The sequence below is a fragment of the Virgibacillus tibetensis genome (assembly GCF_036026595.1).
Classification (GTDB): domain Bacteria; phylum Bacillota; class Bacilli; order Bacillales; family Amphibacillaceae; genus Virgibacillus_P; species Virgibacillus_P tibetensis.
The window spans coordinates 123,406-133,569 of the sequence record NZ_JARZFX010000009.1 but is presented as its reverse complement, the minus strand read 5'-3'; the positions used below and the strand labels follow the sequence as shown (position 1 = coordinate 133,569).

The window sequence follows — 10,164 nt, the reverse complement described above, 5'->3', positions numbered from 1 at the left end:
AGGCACATGTACACCGAAGGTGTATAGAACGAAGCAGGACGGGGTGATGACACACCCTTAACTAAAGACTAGTTCAAAACAGAAATGGATTGCGAACGGTTTAGTATTTTAGAATCCCATTGCTTCAGCTGTGGGAGTGTCAAATTATGTATCTCAATTGCATTCATTTATTTTATTCTCCTTTCCTGAGTTATTGTCCATAATGCTTTGTAGTGAACCAGGTTAATCTTTCATCAATAAATGGGAGCCCTAAAACAGTTTAGGGACTCCTTTCTTGGAAATAAAAAATATGCTAAACTAACGAGGCTAGATAAAATGAGGGTTAGAGGAGAGGGCTTAGGTGAACTGTTTACCTATCTTCCCACCCTTTACCATTGCAGCAAGCACATCGGAGATAACTCTAGTTCCTAATAGAGCTGTTTAATCACTAATATCATAAGGAGGAGATACTTCTACGAGTTCTATCCCGCAAATTCCCTCTCTAACGACCCTATCGATAAACTGCAAACCTTCTCTTGGCAGGAAACCGCCCGGTTCGGGCCAGCCGGTACCAGGAACAAATCCACTATCAAATGAATCAATATCAACACTCAAATAAACAGCCTTAGCTCCTTGCCATGCTTTCTCCAATGCAATATCTGCTACTCTATCGATTCCTAGTCTTTCAATTTCCTTATTAAAAATTATAACAAGTAGTTTATACCCAGTATAAAATTCATTCTACATCTAGGTCATGTACATCCAATGTTTTTTTCGTTTCCCTCGTTCGAATAAGACGGTGCAAATGAACATATAAGTAGCCATGCCGATAAGTGGCATTGATTTTGTCATGCCGGGCAGGGTATGGTAATTTTATTTTTCGCTTTACAGGACCTTGATAAAGTTCCAGTTGGATCGGGCTAAATCCTTTGTGGTCGATAGTTACATAACCTACTATTTCAAGAGTCATGTCATACACGTCGATATCAACTTCCTCTAATTTAAGTCCGGGTATTCTGAAGATACATAATAATTCGTTGTTGGACTCACAAATATTGACCTTGACACTTGAGTAATTATGATTGTTACTACTGTTACTTACAGTGTTATTAGTAGATGCATTTTCCATATCATTTTCTTCGAAGTTTTCAAAGCTTGTAAAGAAATCTTCCCCTAGAAAGTTAGGCATTTTTTCCTTCCATGCCTTGGGCCAATACTTATTCAAATATATCCCCTCCTACAGTTATAGTAGTCTGGCTATAAAAAAAAGTGCATGACTTCTCAGGTATTTCTTTGAATAAATTGCCTGAAAACATATGAATTAAGTACTTTTCATACATTACAAGTGAAGGATGAAATACAATAATTCAGCTGGAAAAAAGTGTGAAGAATATACATGCTCAGCTTTATGACGTAACTACATCACAACATTCACTAAACAAGGAACTGCAGCAACCACAGGATTCAGTCAATAAGGTGAGCTACTTAACAGAGATCAATGAACAAATGTTTAGACAGAATGTTCGTTTGCGTGAATATATTGAAGGATGTATTCAAACTAAAACAGTACCAACTCAAGAAAAATATTATCAGGTCTTACAAGAAGATTAATAGCTTTAGATTAGCAAAATTGGAGTGCAGTCACCTTGTTAATATTCCCTGTCTAAAAGGAAGCCTGCATTGGAATAATACTAATTATCTGTTAAAATTATTATTATCAAGAAGTTTGTAAACACAAGCATTTATAGTTATAAGCAGGAACAATAGAGTGGATAGGGGATAGATGTAATGCAGTATGAAAAAGGGCTTTTAGCGTGCCGTGAAGAAATTCGAGACTTAACTAAAAAGCTAGTTTCAATTGAAAGCATTGTAAATACAGAAGGAGAAAAGGAAATTGCGCGTTCTATATTCGAGTTAGTTTCTACCTTTCCCTACTTTGAGGCAAACCCTTCCCATGTAACCTGTGAGCAAACGACAAAAGATGAGGTTGAACGATTCAATGTACTGGCATTTGTTAATGGTACCAAGGGGAATAGCAATCGGACAGTGATTCTAATGGGGCACATGGATACAGTTGGTGTTGATGATTTTAATCAATTAAGAGACTATGCTTTCCTGCCAGATGACTGGAAAGAAGTATTAAAAAATGAAGACATTCCGGATACTGCGAGAAAGCAATTAGAATCTGGTGATTGGATGTTTGGCAGAGGTGCGCTGGACATGAAAAGCGGACTTGCAAGTAATCTGTTTCTATTAAAATATTATGCAGCAAACCCGGATGAGCTGGAAGGTAATATTGTATTTCTAGCTGAATGTGATGAAGAAGATGGTTCACATGGTATACTTTCTGCACTGAAAATATTAAAGAGGTGGAAAGAAGAATATCGCTTTAATTATGTGGCAGCAATAAATAGTGATTTTGTTTCACCAAGGTTTGAAGGAGATCCAAACCGTTACATATATAAAGGCACAGCTGGAAAATTATTGCCTTCCTTCCTGGTTACAGGAGCTGAAACCCATGTTGGTACATGTTTTGAAGGATTGGACCCAAACTACATTGCTGCAGAATTAACCAAGCAAATTAATTATAATCCAGATCTTTGTAATGAAGCGCATGGTGAAATAACAGTCCCACCTGTTGCTTTAAAGCAAACAGACTTAAAGCCGACATATACCGTCCAAACTGCTTTATCTGCATATACATACTATAATTTCTTTATCCATTCCTGGTCGCCGAAAGAAGTTTTAGATCTATTAAGGGGACAGGCAGAGATTGCTTTTCAAAATGCATTATCTGCTTTTGAAGAAAGACATCGCAGGTTTTGTGAACTAAGTAACCAAACCTACCAGGCATTACCATGGGAGCCTCGCGTAATTATATATGAAGAAATGGAACAAATGCTTATCAAGGCACACGGTGAAGAATTTACTGCCTATATGACTACGTTCAAGGAGGATCTACTGAAGGACGAGACTCTGGATACGAGAATGTATGCAGCATCTGTTGTAGAAGAAGCCTGGAAATGGATGGAGGATAAGAATCCAACAATTATATTGTTTTATTCTTCTTTATATTCTCCCAGGATTGAGATAACTGGAAAGACTGCAGAAGAGGAGATATTAATTGACGCACTTGACCAGGCAGTGGAGGAAATACAACCAGTCTACGAACACCCGATTGTGGTGAAGAATTTCTTCCCTTACATATCCGATATGAGTTTTGTTGCATTAAGTGATGATACAGAGGGAATTGAAGCAGTAGCTAAAAATAACCCGGGCTGGGGAACAAAGCATTTTGTTAATTACCAGGATATTCGTGATATAAATGTTCCTGTTATTAATATTGGGCCATATGGTTCTGACGCACATAAGAAATTAGAGCTGTTGGAAATGACTTATTCATTTGAAGTTGTTCCCAATTTGACAAGGTTAGTAATTCAAAAGGTGTTAAATAGTAAGAGCGATAGAGAGGAGATAGTAAGTTGACAGCATATTCGGATGTTAATGAAACGAAGGATCTTATTAAGAAATTGGTGTCCATTCCAAGTCCCTCTGGTAATACAACAAAGGTAATCCAATTTGTGGAGGAATTTTTAAAGGACATAAATGTAGAAACGAAGAGAAATCGCAAGGGTGGATTAATCGCCACATTACCTGGTGAAAACAACAAAGAACATCGTATGTTAACTGCCCATGTTGACACACTTGGTGCAATGGTTAAAGAAGTGAAAGCAAATGGCCGTCTTCGTCTTGATATCATAGGTGGATTTAAGTATAACGCCATTGAAGGGGAATATTGTGAGATTCATACTTCAAGCGGAAAGGTATTCACTGGAACGATTTTAATGAAGCAGACCTCTGTCCATGTCTATAAAGATGCAGGGGATGCAAAACGCAATCAGGAAAATATGGAAGTAAGAATCGATGAGAAGGTAAAAAAGGCGGGAGAAATTCGCGATCTTGGTATTGAGGTGGGAGATTTTGTTTCCTTCGACCCCCGTGTTCAGATAACGAAAAACGGTTTTATTAAGTCACGTCATCTGGATGACAAAGCCAGTGTAGGTATTCTTTTGCAGCTTATAAAGAATTTAAAACAGGAGAACAGCAAGCTTCCTTACACCACGCATTTTCTTATTTCAAACAATGAAGAGATCGGGTATGGTGGTAACTCCAATATTACCCCGGAAACCATCGAATATTTAGCTGTCGACATGGGTGCCATGGGAGAAGGACAGGCAACCGATGAATATACCGTATCTATCTGTGTAAAAGATGCAAGCGGACCTTATCACTACGGACTACGTAAGCATCTAGTCGATCTTGCAGAAGCAAATGAGATTAAATACAAATTGGATATCTATCCGTATTATGGCTCAGACGCGTCGGCAGCCATAAGGTCTGGCCATGATATCATTCACGGGCTTATTGGTCCTGGAATTGATTCGTCCCATGCATATGAGAGAACTCATGAGGAATCACTCCTATTTACAGAACAATTGCTTTATCATTATGTACTTTCAGATATTGTCTCTTATTAATAAGAAGAAAACGAACCTGCCAGTTGTGGTGAGTTCGTTTTTAATTATGGCTCTTATCGCATAGTCCGTTTCTATTTATTAACCTGCTTTATTAAATGAAGGGTTATTTGTCGATTAATGATGTAAAGATTGCATCGGACCCTAAATTATAAAATAACGGAGAAAACTTTTCCTATTGAAAATTAACAGCATAGCTACCTTGAGTTGGCTGAAAATAATGTGAAAAATTAACTGATGATAATAGAAAGAGCGTAGAATAGAGAAAATAGAAGACCATGATTTACGTTACTGGTCAAATGGGTAAAAGTTACCGATAAGCAGCAGAGATAGATGTAGATAAAATTGGGAAGGCAAAGATGATAAATAAAAAGGAAAGCAGGAATAAAATGAAACTCAGTATACTGGATCAATCACCAATTCCATATGGTAAAACAGCAGAAGAATCATTATCAGCTTCCATTGAGCTGGCAAAAATGGCAGACACCCTTGGCTATAAGCGTTACTGGATAGCAGAGCACCACGATATGTCTGGATTAGCATGTCCGGCACCAGATATAATGCTCAGTCGTATTGGGGCAGAAACCGAAAACATCCGCATCGGTGCTGGGGCAGTATTGTTGCTACATTACAGGCCATATAACATAGCTGAAAGATATAATATGCTGGCAGTTTTATATCCGGATCGGGTTGACTTGGGAATTGGACGGGCTCCAGGTGGATCTGCAGAAGCAACGATTGCTCTATCAGGTAATTTCTTGGAAAACGTTAGTAAGATGCCTGAAACATTGGATGAATTACTGTCGTTCTTCGAGGGGAATTTCCCCAAAGATCATATGTATTCAGCTATTAATCCTAGTCCGGTACCGAAAGTGTCACCTGAACCATGGTTGCTAGGTACAAGTGAAAAGAGCGGTATACTAGCAGCTGAAAAAGGAATTCCGTACGCTTTTGGTCATTTCATGTCCGAGCAGGATGGACCGGAAATTGTAAAGAGGTATCATGCAAATACAAAGTCGGGGAAATCACTCGTTGCTGTTTCTGTTATTTGTGCAGAGACAACAAAAGAAGCAGAGGAACTGGCATTAAGTAGTCAGCTGTGGAAGATTCAACAAGCAAAAGGAGAAGGGAAGAAGGGTGTTCCTACAGTGGAGGAAGCCAGGGCATATAATTTTTCTGATGAAAAAAAGAATGACAAAATAATTGCAGGAAATTCAGGGGTGGTGAAACAGGAACTGGAGGTATTGCAGGAGAAATATCAGACAGATGAGTTTATGATTGTTACCATTACCCATAGTTTTGAAGCCAGAAGAAAATCCTACGAGCTCATTGCCAAAGCATTTGGATTATAATACGTGGAAATAGAAAATGCCACCTCTTCAAATGGTGGCATTTTCTAATTTCCTTTTGAGAAAAGCAATAATTATAAAATTCATTCCTCGTCTGTATATTCCTCAACGTACTCTTCATAATCCAATACTTCAATTACATTTGACCAGTGCAGAACAGAGCCTACGAAATCCCTGATATCAAGACCCTTCATTTCGTAGGTATCATCGTCATTAACCGTCCCAGTTGCATCTTCAATAAAGGTAACTTCATACCCACGATCAAATGCAGCAATTGCTGTAAACATACAGCAGAATTCCGTATTAAAGCCAATGATGAAAATATGGTTTACACCCAATGATTCTAAGTGTTCATCTAACCCAGTATTAAAAAAGGAGCTCGGTGTTTGTTTCTCAACTATATAGTCCGCATATTCACATAGGGAACTATCCAGTTCGGAGCCGGAAGACTCTCTGTACAATGGACTATCTTCTTCGTCATCCATATGTCTTGTAAAGATAACCGGAGATTCATCCTCTTTAAAATCTTTTATAATATCTTCCATCAGTAAGAGTTCTTCCTCAAAATCCCCAAGATCGACCAGGGCTTTCTGTACATCGATTACCAATAATGCCTTCATTTTCATCACACTCCTTCTATACTATCTATTCTCTACGTATTAACTAAATTCCTGCTTTTAGCAGAAGTGTGTAGTATTAAGCCTTAAGACCTAGGGAGAAATATGACTGCAGCTCATTACAGAATGTATTTATTCCCGTTAAGATAGAGACAAGATAAAGAAAGGAGGCGTAGGAAATGAAGAAATTCATGTTGTTTATTGGAGGGCTGGCTGCTTTCTTTATATTACTGGCCAATCTGGGACCAATGATTTTATTAGGAATTGGTGTTTGGTTGCTATATGCAGTATTTAAACGATTTATGAAAAGTGGTTCGACTACAGGGAAAATTGGATGGTTTGTCGTTGGCTTACTCGTGATGAGTATTGTGTTATCAAATGTTTATGCAGTAATTGGTGTTGTTGCAGCCTATGTATTGTATGTAATCTTTAAAAACTGGAAAAAGGAAACGAATGACCCGGTTGTCCAAGTAACTGATGAAAATGATGATCCATTTACAAATTTTGAACGACAATGGGCAGAGTTCAATAACTAATAAAAAGGGAGAGAATAAAAATGACAAATATTTTCACTAGGATTAAGGATAGTGTCTCAGCAGATCTTCATAACTTAATGGACCAAAAGGAACAGAAGAACCCAATCGCAGCATTAAATAACTACCTGCGCCAAAGTGAACAGGAGAAAGAAAAAGTAAGAAAGCTGGTAGATCGCCAGTACAAGCTGAAAGATGAATTTACAAGAGAATATCACAAGGCTCAAGATCTTGCGGATAAACGTTTAAAGCAGGCCTCTGTCGCTCAAAAAGCTGGTGAAGAAGAGTTGTATGATTTTGCAATGAAAGAGCAAGAAGAATACCAAATGCGTGCAGATCGAATGAAAGTATCCCGTTCTGAAGCTGCTGAACAGCTCGAAACACTTGAACAGAAATACGAAGAGATGAAGCATAAATTAAAAGATATGCACTTAAGGCGAATGGAATTAATGGGTAGGGAGAATGTTGCTAAGGCGAACCACCAAATAAACAGAGTTGTAGAGGAAAGTACTGATAAACCATTTGCGCGCTTTGCAGATATGGAGCAATACATTGAAGGATTGGAATATAAGGTAAATACTTCTTACTATAAAAGTACATTTGACAGTAAAATTGCCAAACTGGAAAAAGAGTTGAAAGAAAAGGTAAAAACGAACTAGCCTTATATAAAAAATATGTCTGAATCATGCTATAATTTACAGGTGCAGCTAACTGCACCTGTTTTACATAAATAGAGAGGAGGATCATTCTATGTTCAAACGGTTAGATACTGATACTTTAAACTGGATATTAATAATCGGAGTGATCCTCTTTATCATAGAGTTGGCCTTCTTTCACGGTGGGATGATTGCTTCGGCCATGTTTTCTGCATTGTTTATTTTTATCGGATGGAAAAACTTTACTAAACTATGGGGGAAGATCTTCTTCTGGCTTGGTATTGTTGGAGTTGTGTTCGCTGTCTTAAATATGCTGGCTGTCCGCTTCCTGATCATTGCAGCTATTGTTTTATTCATTATAAATTATTCGAAGTCCAAAAAAGAATCAGAATTTATAAAACCTGGACTGTCTGCAGACCAGGAAATTATTTTAGACCCTATCATCAAAGTGAAACCGCTATTTACACATCGGATTTTTGAAGATCAGAAGACAGATGATACAGCATATCAGTGGCATGATATTAACATTCATGGCGCCTTTGGTGATCGTACAATTGATTTAAGTAATACCGTTTTGCCGAATGATACAGCAGTAGTCTCCATTAGGCATATTGTAGGTAATATTGAAATCTATGTACCTTATGAGGTAGAAGTCAGTATACATCACAGTTCTGTATTTGGACGTGCTCATATTCTGGGAGAGCATCATTGGAAACTTATGAATCAATCGCTCAGCTACAAAACAGAAAAGTATGATACAACCTTGCCGCGAGTGAAGATTGTTACCTCTTTATTATCTGGAGATATTGAGGTGAAACGGATATGAATACAATTATACGTCACGTTTTTACAGCAATATTATTCAGTATTCTGATCTCCGTTATAATAGCTGGCCTGACACTGGCAGCATTTTTGGATGACTGGTCCACTGTTTTAGAACAGAAAGTAGGAGATATCTCTTTTCTGCTGCTAGTTTTTGCGATCCCTATTACTGCTGGATTAATTATTGGGATAGTTACTGGAGTATACTGGCGCCAACGAATGATTCGAATTGAAAAACAAATGGAAGCTATTTTAAAAGATGTGAAACTAGGTAAGGACAATGAACAATATAAAGAACTGGATAAAATCCAGTTGAAAATGGAAGAAATACAAAATAAATTTAGAATTCAGACTGAAAATGCACAGCGATTGGCTACTGAAAGAGCGAACGAACGTGAAAAGAGTCTCCAGGAGATTGTAGTTCAGGAAAGAAATCGGCTGGCCCGTGAGCTGCATGATTCCGTTAGCCAACAATTGTTTGCTGCATCTATGATGATGTCTGCAATAAATGAAGCGAATCCCTCATCTTCAGTAAAACAGCAGCTCCAGATTGTTGAAAATATGATCCATCAATCACAGCTTGAGATGCGGGCATTATTACTTCATTTACGTCCTGTGGCATTAAAGGGTAAGACACTTCAAGAAGGGACTGAAGAGCTACTGTACGAATTAACGGAAAAAGTACCAATGGATATTGCCTGGAAAATAGAGAGATTTTCGGTTGATAAGGGAGTAGAAGATCAGCTGTTTCGAATCTTGCAGGAATCAGTATCTAATACTCTGCGACATGCAAAAGCAACCTCGCTTCATGTGATGTTAATTGAACGGGACGAAAAAATAATACTTAGGATAATTGATGATGGAATAGGATTTGACATGGAAAAGACTAAAACCAGCTCGTACGGATTGCAGAATATGCGTGAGAGGGCGTTTGAAGTAGGTGGCACATTTAAGGTAATCAGTCTGCCGAATGAAGGTACACGTCTGGAGGTTAAAGTTCCTATACTTGGAGGGGGAGATGAAATCGATGATTAACGTTTTGTTTGCAGATGATCATGAAATGGTGCGAATTGGGGTTTCTGCTTATTTATCTGCTCAACCGGATATTCAAGTGATTGCCGAAGCAGATGATGGAGGAAAGGCTGTGGAAATGGCGCTTGAATTAAGGCCTGATATCATTTTGATGGATCTTGTGATGAAAGAGATGGACGGAATTGAAGCGACGAAACTGATCGTGGAACAGTGGCCAGAGGCAAACATTATTATTGTTACAAGTTTTCTTGATGATGAAAAGGTCTACCCAGCACTCGAAGCAGGTGCGACCAGTTATATGTTAAAAACATCTAAAGCCAATGAGATTGCTAGAGCTATACGCTCTACCTATAAAGGTCAATCCGTCTTGGAACCCGAGGTTACAGGGAAGATAATGAGTCGTATGAGAGAAAAACCTGTCGAACAATTATCTGATCAATTAACACAGAGAGAAACCGAAATCCTCATGCTTGTTGCACAAGGTAAGACAAATCAGGAAATTGCAGATGAGCTATTTATTGCTCTGAAAACCGTTAAAGTTCATGTAAGTAATATTTTGGGGAAATTACAGGTACAAGACCGGACACAGGCAGTTATCTATGCTTTCAAGAATGGGTTGGTAGAATAAAACTGGGAGGGAA

12 protein-coding genes are annotated in these 10,164 nt (G+C 38.2%); 9 read left to right on the top strand and 3 right to left on the bottom strand.

The window, feature by feature from the left end; genetic code table 11:
* Positions 1-420: 420 nt before the first annotated feature.
* Both QGM71_RS15980 and QGM71_RS15975 read right to left on the bottom strand, forming a co-directional pair.
* Positions 421-684, bottom strand: coding sequence for an arginase family protein (locus QGM71_RS15980; RefSeq protein WP_327608570.1), 264 nt, complete (start codon positions 682-684; stop codon positions 421-423).
* Positions 685-715: 31 nt separating this feature from the next.
* A complete protein-coding gene (locus tag QGM71_RS15975) occupies positions 716-1,204 on the bottom strand; it encodes an Hsp20/alpha crystallin family protein (protein ID WP_327608563.1) in 489 nt (162 codons plus the stop codon).
* Between the two features lie 158 nt (positions 1,205-1,362).
* Between QGM71_RS15975 and QGM71_RS15970 the strand changes: the two genes are divergently transcribed.
* The 4 genes from QGM71_RS15970 (at position 1,363) to QGM71_RS15955 (ending at position 5,866) form a co-directional block, all read left to right on the top strand.
* Positions 1,363-1,590 (top strand): hypothetical protein, encoded by a 228-nt coding sequence (locus tag QGM71_RS15970; RefSeq protein WP_327608562.1) that lies wholly within the window; start codon positions 1,363-1,365, stop codon positions 1,588-1,590.
* Positions 1,591-1,767: 177 nt separating this feature from the next.
* Complete coding sequence (locus QGM71_RS15965; RefSeq protein ID WP_327608561.1) at positions 1,768-3,465, top strand: M20/M25/M40 family metallo-hydrolase; 1,698 nt, start codon at positions 1,768-1,770, stop codon at positions 3,463-3,465.
* The gene (locus QGM71_RS15960) at positions 3,462-4,517 is read left to right on the top strand and encodes a M42 family metallopeptidase (RefSeq protein ID WP_327608560.1); all 1,056 of its coding nucleotides are present in this window, start codon (positions 3,462-3,464) and stop codon (positions 4,515-4,517) included. Before QGM71_RS15965 ends, QGM71_RS15960 begins: the two co-directional genes overlap by 4 nt.
* A 386-nt stretch (positions 4,518-4,903) precedes the next feature.
* A complete protein-coding gene (locus tag QGM71_RS15955; RefSeq protein WP_327608569.1) occupies positions 4,904-5,866 on the top strand; it encodes an LLM class flavin-dependent oxidoreductase in 963 nt (320 codons plus the stop codon).
* An 80-nt stretch (positions 5,867-5,946) separates the two neighbouring features.
* Here QGM71_RS15955 and QGM71_RS15950 read toward each other — a convergent pair whose 3' ends face one another.
* Entirely contained in the window at positions 5,947-6,483 is a 537-nt protein-coding gene (locus tag QGM71_RS15950) for an isochorismatase family protein (RefSeq protein ID WP_327608559.1), read from the bottom strand.
* Between the two features lie 176 nt (positions 6,484-6,659).
* Between QGM71_RS15950 and QGM71_RS15945 the strand changes: the two genes are divergently transcribed.
* The 5 genes from QGM71_RS15945 (at position 6,660) to QGM71_RS15925 (ending at position 10,151) form a co-directional block, all read left to right on the top strand.
* Entirely contained in the window at positions 6,660-7,016 is a 357-nt protein-coding gene (locus QGM71_RS15945; RefSeq protein ID WP_327608558.1) for a lmo0954 family membrane protein, read from the top strand.
* A 20-nt stretch (positions 7,017-7,036) separates the two neighbouring features.
* A complete protein-coding gene (locus QGM71_RS15940) occupies positions 7,037-7,672 on the top strand; it encodes a PspA/IM30 family protein (protein ID WP_327608557.1) in 636 nt (211 codons plus the stop codon).
* Positions 7,673-7,763: 91 nt separating this feature from the next.
* The gene (liaF, locus tag QGM71_RS15935) at positions 7,764-8,495 is read left to right on the top strand and encodes a cell wall-active antibiotics response protein LiaF (protein WP_327608556.1); all 732 of its coding nucleotides are present in this window, start codon (positions 7,764-7,766) and stop codon (positions 8,493-8,495) included.
* Positions 8,492-9,526 (top strand): sensor histidine kinase, encoded by a 1,035-nt coding sequence (locus QGM71_RS15930; protein WP_327608555.1) that lies wholly within the window; start codon positions 8,492-8,494, stop codon positions 9,524-9,526. Before liaF ends, QGM71_RS15930 begins: the two co-directional genes overlap by 4 nt.
* The gene (locus QGM71_RS15925; protein ID WP_327608568.1) at positions 9,519-10,151 is read left to right on the top strand and encodes a response regulator transcription factor; all 633 of its coding nucleotides are present in this window, start codon (positions 9,519-9,521) and stop codon (positions 10,149-10,151) included. Before QGM71_RS15930 ends, QGM71_RS15925 begins: the two co-directional genes overlap by 8 nt.
* Positions 10,152-10,164 lie beyond the last annotated feature (13 nt).

Excerpts from the sequence above, each read along its gene's own strand:
- QGM71_RS15965 (WP_327608561.1), top strand. The coding sequence starts at position 1,768 with ATGCAGTATGAAAAAGGGCTTTTAGCGTGCCGTGAAGAAATTCGAGAC.
- QGM71_RS15955 (WP_327608569.1), top strand. The coding sequence starts at position 4,904 with ATGAAACTCAGTATACTGGATCAATCACCAATTCCATATGGTAAAACA.
- liaF (WP_327608556.1), top strand. The coding sequence starts at position 7,764 with ATGTTCAAACGGTTAGATACTGATACTTTAAACTGGATATTAATAATC.
- QGM71_RS15925 (WP_327608568.1), top strand. The coding sequence starts at position 9,519 with ATGATTAACGTTTTGTTTGCAGATGATCATGAAATGGTGCGAATTGGG.
- QGM71_RS15940 (WP_327608557.1), top strand. The coding sequence starts at position 7,037 with ATGACAAATATTTTCACTAGGATTAAGGATAGTGTCTCAGCAGATCTT.
- QGM71_RS15945 (WP_327608558.1), top strand. The coding sequence starts at position 6,660 with ATGAAGAAATTCATGTTGTTTATTGGAGGGCTGGCTGCTTTCTTTATA.
- QGM71_RS15930 (WP_327608555.1), top strand. The coding sequence starts at position 8,492 with ATGAATACAATTATACGTCACGTTTTTACAGCAATATTATTCAGTATT.
- QGM71_RS15950 (WP_327608559.1), bottom strand. The coding sequence starts at position 6,483 with ATGAAGGCATTATTGGTAATCGATGTACAGAAAGCCCTGGTCGATCTT.